The sequence below is a fragment of the Mesorhizobium sp. WSM4848 genome (assembly GCF_055811375.1).
Window position 1 is genome coordinate 104354 of record NZ_JBVVPX010000017.1, and the last position, 15059, is coordinate 119412.

The window sequence follows — 15059 nt, forward strand, 5'->3', positions numbered from 1 at the left end:
ATACGCAACGAGCGTATTTATTTTCTTCTTTCTCTGTCCCGTTTGCTTCTTTCCAGTAGTTCTTGAAGACCGCTACCTTTATCCGGCAACGAGGTGAAAGCTATGTCGAGGGCCATACGATCCCAAACAGCGCGGCTGTTGATGCGCTTGGGCTTCGGCATACGCCCATCGGCAACCATTTCATCAAAAAGCGTTGTTCCGACACCGATGTAGCGAGCTGCTTCCTCACGAGTTAGACCTCGTGGGGGATATGAGATTGCATCACTCTTCATGGGCGCTGTCTCGCCTCTGAGGTGCCTGGCGTATTGGTGTCGAAGCACAAAGCCGCATCCTCCTTGCCGTTCCTAGCGAGTGGTCGTGCCGACTTAGAAGGAAAGGGCCTTAGGCGGAAGCGGCATGACTAAGTTCGTTCGGCGTAAACTGGCGGTAACGTGTGAACGGGTGGATCACGGCAGGAGGCTATCGGCCGACGGCTCCGCAATGCATTACTCGCCCCGCATTCGCCGCCTCCTTTAGCGTGGAAACTTGAGCCGTTATCGAGGGCCGGCGAACACCGCCGCCACAGCATTGTTATGGGCCGAAACCAATATGCCTCCATATTGAAGACCGCTCGATCAGCCGATCGAAATCGATGATGGCGCCGCGCCGCGATCGGCCGCGCGGTAGCCCCGCGTCCAAGTGCCCGAGACGACTAAGTCCAAAGATAGAGCGCTTCGACACCTGGCCTGTTGAAACGACCGCCGTCGACCGCCGCGCCGGCACCACTGGTGGGCAGGAAGGCCCATTTGGGTGTCAGATAGCGACGGAAGATTTCGTCCGGCCCGACGCGGGTAACTTTCACCCGCGCGCTCCATTCTCGAGATCCCGGATGAAGGCCAGGACTGCTTCGACCTGGCCGTCGGCGACGAGCTCGGCCGCCGTGCGATGGTCATAGTCGGCGATCGGTTCGTTGCGATACCAGTAGATCGCTTTGTCGACGTCGCCGGTGAGCTCCATCGCGGCAGAGATCACCTTGACCATCTCGCGCATCCGGCCCTGCAGTCGCTCCGATGACGGATTACGGAGCGTGTTGCGGTGGACGCCGGTCAACTGCGCCAGGTTGGCCACCTTCACGCCCAGCGCCTGCGACAGACGCTTCGGCGAGATATAGGGTGTGCGCGGCTCCTGCAGGCTGTCGACAAAACCTGAGACCACTTTCGATTGTGCGAGCTGTGCGTGGGCCATGACAAATCTCCGACCTCTCTCATACGCACAATATATGCACATTCCTAGGCATAGCAAGTGAACAGAGCCTGACGCCTTTCCAGCGCACTGCTTGTCCTTCCCATCCTCTTAGCGGTTGCTACCTAACGGCAGCAATGCGCAGCATCTCGGTCGTTGAACTTAACACTGCCGCCACCCAGAAGCGGATATGCGAGCAACTGGCGGAGGTGGTACCCTTTGCGCCAAAGAGGACACAGTTCGTTTACGCCAACTCGTTGCCCTCAGAAAACCTAGTTCGTCCACTCGTACCTTTGCTTCAAGTGGTTCATTTGAGAGAAGCTCAGGACCTTGCGGTATTGCAGTTGTCCGACAACGATCCCTGGATCGATGCCCTGACGAGCAGCAAACTCCACTACTTCGTCCTCGTCGTAGGTGAACCTTGTGATAAATCGCGTTAGCGCTTGAGCGGGAACGAGGAACTCAGATGCCCAGTCGTCTGCCTGCGCTTCCAGCTCCGCGGCAACATTCGATAGTCCCTTCCCGTCGAGAAAGATCGACTTCCGACTATGGAGGAGCAAATGAGCGCACTCATGAAAGAACGTGAACCAGAAATGATCATTCGAGAGATGGCGAGCCGTCTGTTGAATCAACGCACGGCGCGGGGACAACCAACGCGAGACGCCGCTCAAGGCTACCTTTGACAACGAGCGCTCAAGAACGAATACTACGCCGGCCGATGCACAGAGTCGCTTCACGTCCGGAAGAAAGACTTCGATCGATTCGGTTGTGAATCCTCGGATCTCCTTCAGCGCTGCGAGAAAGGCAGTCCTGTCAAAGTCCGCCGCTTCAATCTGTTCGGCTCTCAGGTCACCGATACGAAGCCACGCCAGCAGCGAGGCCTCTGCGCTTTCGAAGGAAGGGGAGTGCCGGTAGGCCACGGCGCTGAGTTCGTCGAAGCGTTCCTGGCACGCCTCCACGCTTCCGCAACCGAAGAACCGCAGCAGCTCACGCACCTGAGCGGCAGGTTGTTTCTCGAGCGAGAGCAGGCCTCGCTTCGAGAGTTCGGCCAGCGGGAACTGCTTGGCCCAATTGATGTGCTTCGCCAGACCGGCTTCTTCCTTCGACCGAGCGAGGAATAGGCGATAGTTGGCCTCCATCCCCAGCCAGATCGCGGCCGATGTTTCCAGCACACGTTCGAGTTGAAGCGCGGTTTCGGGTTCGATCGGAGCCTTCCCGGAGATGATCTCCGCGATGAGCTTCGGCGAACGGCCACAACGACGGGCAAGTTCTCGAGCCGATATATCGAGGCCGCTCAGTTGCTCTTCAATCAGTGACCCTGGCGGGACTGCGTAGTCGGGCTGGTAGCCATACCTCGTGTCAGGCATGGCGACGCAACGAGGACAGGTGCTTCAAGGTTCAACTCCCAGGATTGTGATGCGAGTGACGTCCTCTGCTTCGGGCGTTTGTCGGATTCTTGGAGTAGCTGGCTCAAAACGAAGACGGCGGTTGTCGCGCAGATCGACCGTGAAAGATTGTCCGTTCCACTTGAGGCCGATGGGCGGCTTTCGCGGGATATGCGACAGCGCAGGGGCGCCGGCCAGCACCGCCATTCGAACCGCAATCGACTGAGCAACGTTCTTCCCGTACCGCTCGCTAAGGCGATCGATGCTGTTGAAGATGGTGCACAATCGAGCATCAGAGAATGAAATCTCCACAGTTGCCGCCCAAAACCGCGTCGAATCGTTTTCTGTCAGGAAACACTCGCCAGCGGCAAACTACAAGTCTGCCGCCGGCTTAGTACCGCCTTCCTGCCCTGACCCGCTGAATGAGGTGGGCGCGCGTGCTGCATTGGCATTCGTCGTGACGGTCCTCAGGGTAATGGGCGCCTTGTTGCGGCCCCCACAGAACACTGAAGAAGAAGCGCGGCTGGACACCAACATCGCCTGTCGTGAGGTAGCGAACCAGCTCGGTGACCATCATGCATGCGCTCATGGTCGCCACGAAGGGCACCGATGGTCGAAAGCCAGCCGATATCTCGCCACCCGCAAACTGCCGCGCTGCCTCGAACACCGAGCAGATCGGCTTGCCGATCTGGCCGAGCAGCCAATCCCGCTTTTCGGGCTCAGCGTCTGCGACGTCCTGTCGGGACAGAGCCCGGCTCGCTTGCCGAAGTGCCGCGACCGAGAGGCCGGTGAGCCTCCGTTGCACATTCTCTGCCCGATCCCCATGCTCCAATTCGAAAATGCAGCGAAGGCAGGCGATCTCACCGCTCCACGGATGCGCGCTGGCCTGGCACTCGAGCCTAGGCCCAATGGCGCCATCGATCACGAGGTCCGGCCACAGATCCTGGACCGCGTACCGGGCCTCGACGTTGTCAAACCCGCTGAGGACGACCTTTGGCGCCCGCCAGTCCGCGTCCGCCTCGGCGTCTTCGATCCTCCCGACAACCGGCTCCACCCCCTGGCCCCAGGTCGTCGACAGGTAGGTGGCCTTCGGGTCGCGGGCCGCCGCAGCGGTCGGCGTCAGCCGCAGGCAGGTGCCCCAGTTCTCATCTCCGTACGTTTGCACGTCCAGGACCCGTCGCCGTCCCTTCAACTGCAACTGCGAGAGCAGGTGAATCACACCGTTGCCAATGGCGCCAGCGCCGGCGACGAGAACGTCCGTCTCCATCTCGGTCGGCAGGTGAGGGCCGGGATCGTTGGTCAATCCGTAATCCCAAAGCGAGAAGCTGATACCATCGAGAAGCTGTCCGTGTTCGGGCTTGAGGCGCAGCAGCCGCTTGAAGACCTCGCCCGCTCCAAGCGAGGCGGCCGCAAGCGCGCCCACTGGATTCCACTGGTTGCAAAGCTGCGAGATGCCCATTGAGCCCGAACCGACTCGAGCGAGCCACCCATTGCTTGTGATGACCGTCAACGGCAACGCAGCTGACGCTTCGCCTCCGACTGACAGGATTGCTGCGTAGCCCTCTTCGGCCACTGGCACGGTTGCGAATGCCGGCGCGCGCTCCCACGCATGGTCCCGCGCGACCTGGGCCAGACCTTCCGCGAGTTCGTTGAAGCCGCCAGGGATGGCCACCGTCAGGTCGGTGGTCATGCGCATCAGAAGCAGCAGGGCCGACCGCATCATCTCGGCACCGTTGCGAGAGGCAAGGACTTCACGCGTACCGGTCAGAAGAACGCGCTGATCAGTGAACCTATGGGGCGGCGCCGCAACCCCCGAAAGACCGCGGACAGTGGCATTGATCCGGCTGCGATGAAGGTCACCAATCATCGCATGTCTCCTACCTGCTCGACGGAAACGTCTCCAGCTCCGGCAACCACACGACACATCCGTTCGATGGCACCGAGGCGGCGCCAGGCGCCGCGGTCGAAAATATGCACGCCGCACTCCGCAAGCGCGGTGTTCGGCCGACGAGCAAAGTCAGGAGCAACCACCGAGAGGTAGCCAGGCATGCGAATTCCGTAGCGCTTGTCCGCCTCCGACAAGTCCACCCAAGTGCTGGGGTGTGAGTGAATCTGCCCGACCAGATAGACGTCGGCGCGTATGGCGAGCATCGTGACCTCGTTCAGCAACTCGGGTGATATGGACAGGTGATCAGGGCGTTTGGTGATGCCCGGCCCGCGCAACACTACGACATGTGTGACGGTCACGATGCCGGCAAACCGGCGGCCCAGCCACAGCGCAACTCCCTCGCAACCACGGACCCCGTCCGGCGCCATCTCGCTGATTGACGCGGTCATGGCGGCCTTGGGTAGCCGCCAAATAATAGGTGCCGTCATCATGGGCGATGCCTCCCGGTGAAATTGACATCAAGTTCCTGCTTCAGGAGGCGCACGATCATCAGCAGCGCGTTACCCCGAATCTTCAAGCGGATCGCGCTGTCGGTGCGCCATTCAGGATGCGTGTCGTAGCCCTCGCTGGACCAGTTAGCGCAGATATCGTTGGGTGGGCGAAACCCTGAACCAGTCGGCCATGCCGCCGGCACACCCAATCGGCCGGTCTCGATCTCCACAAACTGCACCGACGGCGGAAGGTCGCCGGGATAGTTCAGCCAGAGCAGTCGCGCCGTGAATGTCTCGGTCGGATGGCCCTCTGGCAAAAGGGTGACCCAAACTTCCAGGTCACCCTTCCTAATAAGGCTCCACCGGTTCGAGTCTGCCGCCTTGACGGATTCCTCGAAGTCTTCGTCGAGCGCGAGTTTTGCGAGCTCGGTCACTAGCCCTGGACGATCTGCTGGCTGAGCTGCAGCGACAGGGCGCCAGCGTTGCCGGCGATTGCGCCGAGTGTGACCGACATGTCCGTAAGGCGGTCCTTACCCTTAAACAGCGGGTAAGTGACCTGGTTGCCGTTCTCCTCGCCTTCCTTGAGCCCGAATGCAGCGAGCACGCGGTTCCAGAGCGACAAGAGCGTCTCGGTTGCACTGGCATCGTGGTCATGAAACGGCCGCCCAGCAGCCGGATAGACGACCGTAACGTTTAACGTGGTCTTGGCCATCAGAACCTCCTGGGTTGGCCTGTTGAGTCGCGTAGAGCGACAACCCCCGATAGCACAGGCCTGTGGCTTCGCACAATATGTGTTACGTATTACGAAACAAATTTTTCATCCAATTGGCCTTATTATCGCTTCCTAATGCGCGACGTTTCTCTTTTATAGACTCTGGTAAGTCGCACCTAGCGAGAATGCGAAGCTGAAAAAGGGTCGGCTTGACCGCACCACGTCGGAGGTCGCCCCCCTGCTCTTGAAGCGAATATGAAGTTGTGTTCGGGCAACCAAGGTCCGCTAAGAGCCAGCTCAAGACGCTGGCCTGGCTGCCCTGAACGTCCGCTTTCTCGATGGGAACGCTGAAAGTGGTCAGTCTGCTGTCGTGAAGAGTTTCGGGCGCCGGCAGGCGTACGAAAGTCCCCGAGGAAGGAACCCGCGGGCCACAGGCGGATGTCTATGGATATTTCGATTTTCGGCTGATGTCGGCGATGGCGCGACCGCCGCTGGGAAGGGCGGGGATGGATGTGGACAGGCCGCTTCGTTGCGCCTCGGCGCGATGTTGCCGGCCCGGCACGCGGCTGGTTGCGACCCTGTCGACATCGATGATCACCATGGGCGCGCGTGGGTCCGTTGCCGGAGGCGGGGCGCCTGCGGCTGAGCGCCATATCTTGCCATGCCGGGTCATGGACACTTCTCGCGGTTCGTCGCTCTCGCATCCGGCGGTCCGCGCGGCTGCCTCCAGCGTTCGAACACCTCGATGACGATCATGCGTCCGCCACAGCAGGGGCATGGCGGCCGGAAGTCCTCCGGTTCTCCTGGTTTTTCGTCACCCGCTGGCGCGGCGACGTCCGGGAGTTCGCGGGCGAGCGCGAGGCTGGCCTTGCGGGCGGAGCCGGCGAGCAGGCCGTAATGCCGGATGTTGATGGAAGCCGCGTGGCAGGACATGGAGCAGGAAGCGGCGGATGAACTCGTCAGCCGCGAGCGTCATGACCTGCTGCCGGTCCGCGCCGTCGCGGCGATAGTCTTTGTAGCGGAAGATGACGCGGCTCTCGTCGAAGGCGATCAGGCGGCGGTTCGAGATCGCCACTCGGTGCGTGTAGCGCGACAGGTAGGCAAGCACCGCCTCCGGTCCCGCGAACGGCGCTTGGCATAGACTACCCAGTGCTTCTTCCGGACGGCAGCAAGGTGGCGCAGGAAGGCGTGTCGCTTGGTGAGGTGCGTCATCGACCCGAAGAAGGCGAGCTGACCAGCGTCGTGCAGCGCGAGCAGCCGGGCTAGGAACAGCCGGCGGAACAGCTTGCCGAGAACGCGCACTGGGAGCAGGAAGGCCGGTCGCGACGATATCCATCGGCTTTCGTCCGGCGCGATGCCGCCGCCGGGCACGATCATGTGCAGTGGGGATGATGCGTCATCGCCGAGCCCAGGTGTGGAGCACGGCGGTGATGCCTATGCGCGCGCCGAGATGCTTTTGATCAGTCGCGATGGTCAGCATCGTCTCCGATGCCGCCTTGAACAGCAGGTCGTAGACCAGCGCCTTGTTGTGGAAGGCGATATAGGCGACTTCCGCGGGCAACGTGAACACGACATGGAAGTAGCCGACCGGCAGCAGGTCGGCCTCGCGCTCGGCCAGCCATGTCCGCGCGGCGGCGCCCTGGCACTTGGGGCAATGCCGGTTGCGGCAGGAGTTGTAGGCGATCCGCCACTGGCCGCAGTCCTCGCAGGCCTTGACTCACGTCCACGCCCGAACGTCGGATAGGAACCCTGGTGGTACAGCGAACGTCGCCGAACGGGATGCATGCCGGGCTATATCCCTTGGCTCTATCGGCTAGGCGGCTCAGTCGGGCTGCGCGAAGATGAGGTCGAGGCCCAGACTAATTCGAGCGACTTCTCGGGCGACTAATATATCGGCGACGGTCTGGAGCCGCTCCGGACTGCTAGCTGCAACGCCGACTGCTGCTTCCTGCCTCGCTCGGGCGCGTTGATCGACGGTGCCCACTGCATCTCGCATGGCCGGTGTGGCGAACGACAGCACATCCTCTCTGACCTGCCTGGCCGTCTCAGAGATGCTCACCTTCGAGTCCAGTCGGGCTATGGTCAACTTCTGGACGTCTTCGAAGGTGAGAGCTTTGATCGGCTTGGGGTCGGAGCAGAAATAGGCTGTGTTCAAGCCGCTCTTGTATGCGATCGTGTGCACAAGGTCGTCGGGGAGTTTTCCGATGCTCCGCGGGGACAGATATACCGAATTCTCATGCACCTTCGCGTTGTTATAGGATCGGTTGAATTGATCGGTACTTTCGATAAAGGGGGCAACGTAAAACACTGCGCGCGGATGCTTCTTCTCAAGTACCAGAAGGCACTTGTGCTGATCCGATAGGTCCCGCCGGATCAGTGCAACGCGGAAGAACGGGACAGCGATGCCGGGGCAGTGGTACTTCGTGAGCTCGAACGCAGTCCCTCTGCGCATGTGTTCGGGTAGCTTGAACTGGAAAAACAGCGGCTTTCCCGGCAAGGCGATGTTCACGTCGTATCCTAGTTGCGCTTCCTGGACCAAGTTTGGAAACACTGGTGCGCCGGTCGGCGCGCTCGCCGAGGATCTGATCAGGTTCTCGGTGAACGCGTATCCGTATGAGAACTCGGTGTATCCAACCTTCACAAGCGATCTCCCGTCTCGTGGCGAAGAAATATAGTGGGAGCGAGCCCTTGACGTGAGAGGCGGCCAAGACAGCGCAAAATCCCCGAGGTGTGGCGGGCGACAAGGCGAGCTAGCAGGTTACCAAAACACCTTCGAGCCAAACTCAAAAAGGACGAATCCGCTGGAAGAATCATTGAGATAAAATATGTCTACAAAATCCATGTCGATCGGGGGTAAGATCGAAGAAGAATGCTTCCTTCTGCGCTTGGGAGGCGATCTGCACTCAAATCCTTTAACAATTTCCCGTATTGGCCCGCAGAATTCAATTTGAGCCGCTTTGGCTTTCAACGCGCGTTGCGCACTGCTAGACCTTGCTTCCGTGGATGGGGGAATCATGGGCCAAACTGCAATCGATCTCTATTCCGGATGTGGCGGAATGTCGGCCGGAGCCGCAGCCGCTATCGCCGATCTTGAGATCAAGTGGGCGCTCGACATCGACGCAAACGCCGCCCGCACCTTCAGGAAAGCTCATCCGGAAGCCGTGGTGGATTGCTGCGATGTTTCCCTCGTTACCGCAACCGACATCGCTGAGCGGGCAGGAATCGAGAAAATCGACTGGTTCTTCGCGGGACCCACCTGCCAGGCTGTGAGTACCATGGGCGTTTTCCACCTGGAGGATCCTCGCAACGCCCTGTTCGTCCATTTCACTAGGTTGCTGGACGGCTTCACAGCAGCCGGACGAAAGCCACGCCGCGTCGTGATGGAGAACGTTCCGGGCGTCGTCTATGGTCGCAACCTCATCATCGTCAAGGAGCTGTTCAAGCTCTTCGCGGAGCGCGGCTACCATGTCTTCGCTGATGTCGTGAACATGGCCGACTATGGACTGCCTCAGCTCCGCAATCGCTTTATCCTGGTCGCGACAGTCGATGAGATTCCCGCCACGTTCCCCAGGCACACCCACGCACCGGTCGCCACGGAGGATCTACAGGAATATGTGACGGCGGGGGAAGCGATCGCCGACCTCACTGAAGAAGTGGACACCAATGCCGTAGCCAGACTTTCGATCTCCGGCGACCCCACGCCTTTCCAGGCTTTCGTCCGCGACGGCTCGGGGTTCGCACCTAACCATCACGCGAGCAACCTCTCCGAGATCAATCGAAGACGGGTCGCGAATGTCCCGCAGGGCGGATGCTGGAAAGATATCCCGCCGAAGCTACTGCCGGATAGGTTTCGGCGGGTGCGTCTCACCGATTACGCAACGTTGTATGGTCGCCTGCATGAGGCTTCGCCCGCCTACACGATCTCGGCGGGATTCAACAACGTTACGTCGGGATGTTTCACCCACCCGATCCATGACCGCGCCCTGACAGTCCGGGAGGGAGCGCGGCTGCAGGGATTCCGGGATTCCTACGAATTTCTCGGACCGCGCGCGTCCCAGTTCCGTCAGGTGGGCAACGCCGTTCCTCCGTATTTCATGATGCGTCTCGTCCAGCACCTGCAGGACGGCGAGGCAGGCGTTCCAGCCAGAATCACCTCGTCCGTTCTCGATAGCGGCGGAAAGCTTCCGCCAATGGTGAAGAGGTTCATGAACAAGAGGAACGACTCTACGAGATCCCGCGATGGATACGGCGGGGGCACCTACTGGCCTGCCGGATGGGGCGAGCCGATCCCGGCCGATGCAGTGGCCGCAAACGGCTATCGCCTCGAGGACGCACCGCTTCGGTACCGCCGGCGCGACGAATGGCGCGTGAACCGGGACCGTTTCGTCGACCAGGACATCATCAAGGTCTACGAAGATCAGCGGCGGCTGCAGGTGCCAGGCGGTGCAATTGCGCTGGCGCTTGTCCGTGAGGATTCCGTGGACGCCATCGACCGCGCGATCGTGCAGCTTCTCGCAATCGTCGGGGCGAGGGGCGAGCCACTGGAGGTGCAGGTTCCGGTTCGTTACCTCCGCGCGCGGCTGAAGCTCCTCCATGACCAGTTGAGCGAAAAGCAAGTGGCTAACCTGCCTGCAATAGAAATCATCGAACTCGACGGCTCGATCAGATTCGGCAAGGTCGTCGGCCTGCCAGAGTTCGCCCGCCTGGCCTTCGAAGATTCTGACCTTGCCGAGGGGACCCGCAATCAGCGGCCTCACCTTGTTCTCCATTGTCAGTCGATCGTTGGCGAGCTGCTACCCGCTGGAGGCGGACTGTTCGCCGAGTGATGAAGGCAGGTGCTCAATATTGGATGGACGACGGGGCGACACGGGGGAAGACGGAGTTGGCGAGTTTCGAGGAAGAATGTATCGAGAGATACTTTCTCGCGCCTGGAAGTTCCGGGCCGATCGGCAGCGTGTATGTCGCCGACGAAGACATCCTTGAGATTTTTTCGGTCACCGATCCCGCGCTTGCCCGGAAACGTTTGCTCGCAACACTGCCTCACACGGCCACCTTGAAGTCATGGTTTTCCGGCGACATCCGCCCGGTGCCAGGCAAGCCGCCGGACTACGTCAGAATTCTGATCTTCCTCTGCTGGATGCAGACTACGAAAACCCGGCAGCGTGGCGATCGCGATTTCCGGGAGCTTCTCGAAAAGCAGCTCGGCGAGCGCTTCACGGGCGCTAACATGAGCGGCCTTAACCCGATGTGGGAGCATCTCAGAGACTTCCTAGCGCGCGTGCACGGGATCGAACTTGTCCTCCCGGGTATTCATCCGAACTTTCGTCAGATCGGCCGCACGCTCCAAATGGCCTTTCCGACATGGCGCGACCGGGCCGCATTGCGGAAGCTTCGGCAATTCCTTCCACCCGAACGGCTTCTCGAACCTCTTGAAGTCGCCAACAGGATCTACACCTCTCGGCACCTTCTTGGCGACACGATGCAGTCGTTCGAATACAATTTCGAGCTGTTCGACCGCACGCGGAGGAGAGGAAGCCGCGAGTACGCGGGAACGGCGTTCTGGCATGCCTGGTATTCGGTAGTCGCCGAGCAGGCGGCCCACGAAGAGATCGAAGTCGTTGAGGGCGACTTCGGGGAATATGAGCTCTTCCGGGTCTCGCCCATCGGCGGACGTGAGCCGATCTCGTCGCCTGATGAAGCGGTCGAGTTCGTCCCGAAGCCCATAGCCAAGATGATCAGAGGCGGGATCGTCTTCCTGGAAAGCCTCGGCTTCGGCAAGTACCGGGCACAGGCTTCCACCGCTTCCAACACCCTTCTCATGCACAGTTCGAAGCTAGCGGAATGTGCACCCGGCACCCTCCGATCCTCCGCTGCGCTCAATTCCAGGTGGGTCTTCGCCGCATTCCGAGGAAAGATAGTTGCACAAGCACCTACCGAGTCCGGCAAAAGGGAGTTCGGCTGGCACGATGGCATCAGGGTCGGAGGTGCCTACCTGGGGCGAACGCCTCTCACTCCTCTCATATCGAGTCCGATTCCGGCATTCGTCAGCGTGGAGATAAACGGACGACCGATCGATCTTCTGCCGACCGAGGGCGCATTGGCCCTCGCCCCCGGAGTCTACTCCGGTACCGCTATCGCCCGCAGCCTCGGCGCTTCTCATGAAGTCCTAATGGTTCCCAAAGCCAATGAAGTCGGCGAGGCCCGTCGGCTTGCGTTCGATCTGTCGCGGGAGATCCCGGATGACGAATTCCACTACGGAACCGCCCCGTCACTGTCATTGGACGCCGAGATCTGGTCGGGCGAACGCTTCGATCCGTGCGACGAACTGGTGACCCTGGGCGAGGCATTGTACGAGCGCACCGCCCGAGGACTGTCGTTCTCCGAGGCCGTGGAGATCGTACGGAAGGCGGTAAGCCGGACGGAAGAACAGCCTTCCGAGTGGGACATCCTCCGTTCGTTTGCCGATGCCGGGTGGCTGGAAATGACGTTTCTTCGTCATTTTCCTGTTCGCCGAATACTGCAGCGTCCTCTGACAGCCGCCTCCACAGGTTCGGATCTCGTCAGGATCAACGGGCCGACGCCTCTTGCAGTCATCGACCGCATCTCTGCAGCGGCCGATGCGGCGAGGTGCGTTGTGGAGAAGTGGCATGGAGCCTCCCAGTGGACGCTGCCCAGATACCTAGTGCGATCTCGCAACGAGAGTTCCCGCAGGGAGTTCCTTCGCAGGGCCGCCTTGGGAGAACCGCCATCGCTCCTGCAAGGAGTGGCCGATGTGGCGGATCGCGACGGCGTGCACGGCTACCGCGTGGTCGGCAGATTGGACGAGGATGGCGGCTTCTTCGCTGCACGGTTCGATGAGGAAATGACTGAAGGTCTCTATCGCCTTGAGAGATCCGGCTCAAACAATCCCTTCCTGTATCGGTCTGTCGTTCCTGGCAAATCTGATACCAACTACGTCTCTGCGTCGGTCGCCCTTCTGTCCCATCATCTGCGCCAGAGGAAATTTCTCTTCGACTACGACGGACAATTCCTGTCGCCCCGGCCAGCACGGGCCGTCCTGCCCTCGAGTTGGGCGAGATGGGTGTCCGACAGGGCAATGTGCAATGCTGGGCCTCGCCGTGATCGGGGCCGTTGGCGTTACGAATACCCGCTCGGGCCCAAAGTGGCTGAGGCCGTGTCCAAACTGCTGCCCGTCGCAATGCCACGCAGGGCTGTCATTGGCTGGATCGATAGGTTCGTTCAGTCGGCCTCCAACAGTGACCGGACAATATACGACGGCAAGTCACGTAAGGTCCGTATGGCGACATCCAGCATATCCGGAAAGAGTTGATGGCTGGTACAGACAAGTCAGTATTTCGAGTTATGCGGATCCTAGGCCGTGACGTGGCGGTCATCAGCGAAATACGGGATGGCGATACGAACGGCGGCAGAATCTGTGAGACCAAGGATCCCAGAATCGTTCTAGGAGGCGTGGATTCTTTCTGGCTCGTGGTCGGTGAGAAGAAGGAGCAGAAGCTTGTCATAGAAAGAGAAGAGGCGCCACTTCGATCAGTGTCGCTTCTGACGTCTCCCCTTCGCGCGAGCTCCCTTTTCAATCTGCCAGCATCCTTCGATCTTACCAACCCCGGTAGGTATGACGCGGTTTCCTTCGTATCCGTCACGAGGCTTCCGGTCGGCTACAGCCCACGCAACATCTCCCACGAAGAGCTCGTTGCGCGTCTCCGGGAAGGAAAATTGTCCATCCCTTCGGAGAAAGATGTGGATGCCATCGAGGTGCGCCCGGGGTCTTGGCTAACGACGCAGTTTGAACGTAGTGCGTTGGGGTTCTACGGCCTGTCGCCGAACACGGCGGCGCGCACAGTGCTCGTGGCGATACTGGAGAACCGTCCGGAAATCATCAGACTCTCGTCAAACCTGGTGGTCTACGTCACCCCGCCAAGATGGGCTCCCGGCGAGGAGATCGATCTCCGCCCCGAGCACGAGATACTCGAGGCGGCGGAGTATTGGCTGGCCCGCGCGACATCGGCAACCGACGTTCAGTCCGATCCAGATTCCAGCCTGGTCGGCCTTCTCCAGCAACACATGGCCACCACCGTCGATGCCGAGGAGAAGGCCGATCTCTCCGCGGTGATCAAGCTGCTCGGTAGTCGCCAGCCGCTCATCGCACTCATGTCTCAGATGATGGCATGCGAACCAGCGTTCCAGGAAAAACTCGGCGAGTTCGAGCAGTCCGAGAAGGAGCGACTGCGAGCCGTTCTGCTGTCGCGGCTCGATGGGGAAGTTCAGTCAGAGCTGGCGCGCCTGTCCGACATTCGCGCGGAGCTTGCCGATGCGGAGACTAAACTTGCGCTCGCAACGCATCGCGAAGCTATGCTCCGAAGCGAAGCAGAAAAGCACGACGGCAGCATTCGCGCGAGGATCGCCGAGGCCGCCAGAGACTTGACCGGAGAGGTGAGCAGGGAGGGCCGGCAACTGCGCGAGGAAGTGGACCGGCTGCGGGACATGATCTCGCAAATGACCATCCCAGCCGTGCAGGCCGTCCAGATTGACCCACTTCCGAAGGGGAGGCAGGAGGAGGAGGCTCCGGTTCAGGTCGTCATTGCAACCGACGAAGCCCGTAGGAACATCATCACCGGCCTATCATCCGCGACGGCGATGTCGATAGCCGATGTCGCCAGCATCATTCTAAGAGCGACGGATGATATCCCGGTTCTCATCGGCAGCAAGTCATCGGCCGCTGCCGCCGATATAGCCGCTGCGATAGGGGGCGACGAAAGCGCGATCGCATTCTGCGATCCTTCGCGGATATCATGGCAGGATCTCCTGCGCGACGAGACCTCCGGTCTGGCTGCGGCCGTTACCAAAGCTCGCACCCATCCCGAGGTGCTAGTCCCGGTCGCTCTTTGCGGCATCACGAACGGACCCTGCGAATACTGGGTGCCGCAGTTCATCGAGTCGAGGCGGCTCGGAAAATTGCCGCGCAACCTCGCCGTCATCGCGAGTGCAGGTATCGACGGCATGCGTGTCTCGGTGCCGGACTCGGTACTGAGACACTTCGCTCCCGTCATGGTTCCCGCCTCCTCACGACCCGCCCGCTACCTCTTCGCCGGAGCTTGGAAGACTGACCTCGAGGTCAACAGGGAAAAGCTTGCGGAGGCCCTGGATCTTCTCTCGAAGTCGGACAGCCTTGGAAAGGCCGTGCTTCAGCGGGCAGCCAGGATCCTGTCCCGCACCCCAGCCACCATCGACATAGGCGAGGTGGCCGCAGCGCTCCTCCGGCATGAGGAGTGGCTCTCATCCCTTTCGGGGGAAGGGCAGCAGCACGATTTCAAAACCTATTTTAAGAACATCGGGGGGTAAAC

At 60.6% G+C, this 15059-nt stretch carries 14 protein-coding genes and 1 pseudogene; 3 read left to right on the forward strand and 12 right to left on the reverse strand.

Annotated elements, in window-relative coordinates; all coding sequences use genetic code 11:
• Positions 1 to 17: 17 nt before the first annotated feature.
• From AC0L16_RS17430 to AC0L16_RS17485, 12 genes and pseudogenes are all read right to left on the reverse strand, one after another.
• A complete protein-coding gene (locus AC0L16_RS17430; RefSeq protein WP_473622176.1) occupies positions 18 to 272 on the reverse strand; it encodes a helix-turn-helix transcriptional regulator in 255 nt (84 codons plus the stop codon).
• A 419-nt stretch (positions 273 to 691) separates the two neighbouring features.
• Positions 692 to 841, reverse strand: a complete 150-nt coding sequence (locus AC0L16_RS17435) for an RES domain-containing protein (protein WP_156768557.1) — start codon at positions 839 to 841, stop codon at positions 692 to 694.
• Complete coding sequence (locus AC0L16_RS17440; RefSeq protein ID WP_473622177.1) at positions 838 to 1224, reverse strand: hypothetical protein; 387 nt, start codon at positions 1222 to 1224, stop codon at positions 838 to 840. The genes AC0L16_RS17435 and AC0L16_RS17440 overlap by 4 nt, the downstream gene beginning before the upstream one ends.
• 269 nt (positions 1225 to 1493) lie before the next feature.
• A complete protein-coding gene (locus AC0L16_RS17445) occupies positions 1494 to 2588 on the reverse strand; it encodes a HigA family addiction module antitoxin (RefSeq protein ID WP_473622178.1) in 1095 nt (364 codons plus the stop codon).
• A 24-nt stretch (positions 2589 to 2612) separates the two neighbouring features.
• Entirely contained in the window at positions 2613 to 2918 is a 306-nt protein-coding gene (locus AC0L16_RS17450) for a hypothetical protein (protein ID WP_156768556.1), read from the reverse strand.
• Positions 2919 to 2997: 79 nt separating this feature from the next.
• Positions 2998 to 4329 (reverse strand): hypothetical protein, encoded by a 1332-nt coding sequence (locus tag AC0L16_RS17455; protein ID WP_473622180.1) that lies wholly within the window; start codon positions 4327 to 4329, stop codon positions 2998 to 3000.
• Positions 4330 to 4469: 140 nt separating this feature from the next.
• A complete protein-coding gene (locus AC0L16_RS17460; protein WP_473622181.1) occupies positions 4470 to 4985 on the reverse strand; it encodes an MPN domain-containing protein in 516 nt (171 codons plus the stop codon).
• Positions 4982 to 5419 carry a hypothetical protein gene (locus AC0L16_RS17465; protein WP_065011836.1) on the reverse strand — a complete coding sequence of 146 codons (438 nt, stop codon included), beginning with the start codon at positions 5417 to 5419 and terminating at the stop codon, positions 4982 to 4984. Before AC0L16_RS17465 ends, AC0L16_RS17460 begins: the two co-directional genes overlap by 4 nt.
• A complete protein-coding gene (locus AC0L16_RS17470; protein WP_127864422.1) occupies positions 5419 to 5697 on the reverse strand; it encodes a hypothetical protein in 279 nt (92 codons plus the stop codon). Before AC0L16_RS17470 ends, AC0L16_RS17465 begins: the two co-directional genes overlap by 1 nt.
• A gap of 814 nt (positions 5698 to 6511) precedes the next feature.
• Positions 6512 to 7074 (reverse strand): annotated as a pseudogene (locus tag AC0L16_RS17475) (IS91 family transposase).
• A 19-nt stretch (positions 7075 to 7093) separates the two neighbouring features.
• Positions 7094 to 7381 carry an IS91 family transposase gene (locus AC0L16_RS17480; RefSeq protein WP_473622204.1) on the reverse strand — a complete coding sequence of 96 codons (288 nt, stop codon included), beginning with the start codon at positions 7379 to 7381 and terminating at the stop codon, positions 7094 to 7096.
• A gap of 138 nt (positions 7382 to 7519) precedes the next feature.
• Positions 7520 to 8338, reverse strand: a complete 819-nt coding sequence (locus tag AC0L16_RS17485; protein WP_065011833.1) for a hypothetical protein — start codon at positions 8336 to 8338, stop codon at positions 7520 to 7522.
• Between the two features lie 373 nt (positions 8339 to 8711).
• On the opposite strand from AC0L16_RS17485, the gene dcm reads away from it, so the two are divergent.
• The 3 genes from dcm to AC0L16_RS17500 are packed head-to-tail and all read left to right on the forward strand — an operon-like array spanning position 8712 to position 15057.
• On the forward strand, positions 8712 to 10523 hold the full coding sequence (gene dcm / locus AC0L16_RS17490; protein WP_473622182.1) for a DNA (cytosine-5-)-methyltransferase: 1812 nt from the start codon (positions 8712 to 8714) through the stop codon (positions 10521 to 10523).
• A 56-nt stretch (positions 10524 to 10579) separates the two neighbouring features.
• Positions 10580 to 13027, forward strand: a complete 2448-nt coding sequence (locus AC0L16_RS17495; protein WP_473622183.1) for a hypothetical protein — start codon at positions 10580 to 10582, stop codon at positions 13025 to 13027.
• Entirely contained in the window at positions 13027 to 15057 is a 2031-nt protein-coding gene (locus AC0L16_RS17500) for a hypothetical protein (RefSeq protein WP_473622184.1), read from the forward strand. Before AC0L16_RS17495 ends, AC0L16_RS17500 begins: the two co-directional genes overlap by 1 nt.
• The last annotated feature ends 2 nt before the right edge of the window (positions 15058 to 15059 follow it).

What these genes read in the sequence shown, in the direction of transcription:
- dcm (WP_473622182.1), top strand. Translation starts at nt 8,712, where the DNA reads ATGGGCCAAACTGCAATCGATCTCTATTCCGGATGTGGCGGAATGTCG.
- AC0L16_RS17470 (WP_127864422.1), bottom strand. Translation starts at nt 5,697, where the DNA reads ATGGCCAAGACCACGTTAAACGTTACGGTCGTCTATCCGGCTGCTGGG.
- AC0L16_RS17440 (WP_473622177.1), bottom strand. Translation starts at nt 1,224, where the DNA reads ATGGCCCACGCACAGCTCGCACAATCGAAAGTGGTCTCAGGTTTTGTC.
- AC0L16_RS17500 (WP_473622184.1), top strand. Translation starts at nt 13,027, where the DNA reads ATGGCTGGTACAGACAAGTCAGTATTTCGAGTTATGCGGATCCTAGGC.
- AC0L16_RS17445 (WP_473622178.1), bottom strand. Translation starts at nt 2,588, where the DNA reads ATGCCTGACACGAGGTATGGCTACCAGCCCGACTACGCAGTCCCGCCA.
- AC0L16_RS17455 (WP_473622180.1), bottom strand. Translation starts at nt 4,329, where the DNA reads ATGATGCGGTCGGCCCTGCTGCTTCTGATGCGCATGACCACCGACCTG.
- AC0L16_RS17430 (WP_473622176.1), bottom strand. Translation starts at nt 272, where the DNA reads ATGAAGAGTGATGCAATCTCATATCCCCCACGAGGTCTAACTCGTGAG.
- AC0L16_RS17460 (WP_473622181.1), bottom strand. Translation starts at nt 4,985, where the DNA reads ATGATGACGGCACCTATTATTTGGCGGCTACCCAAGGCCGCCATGACC.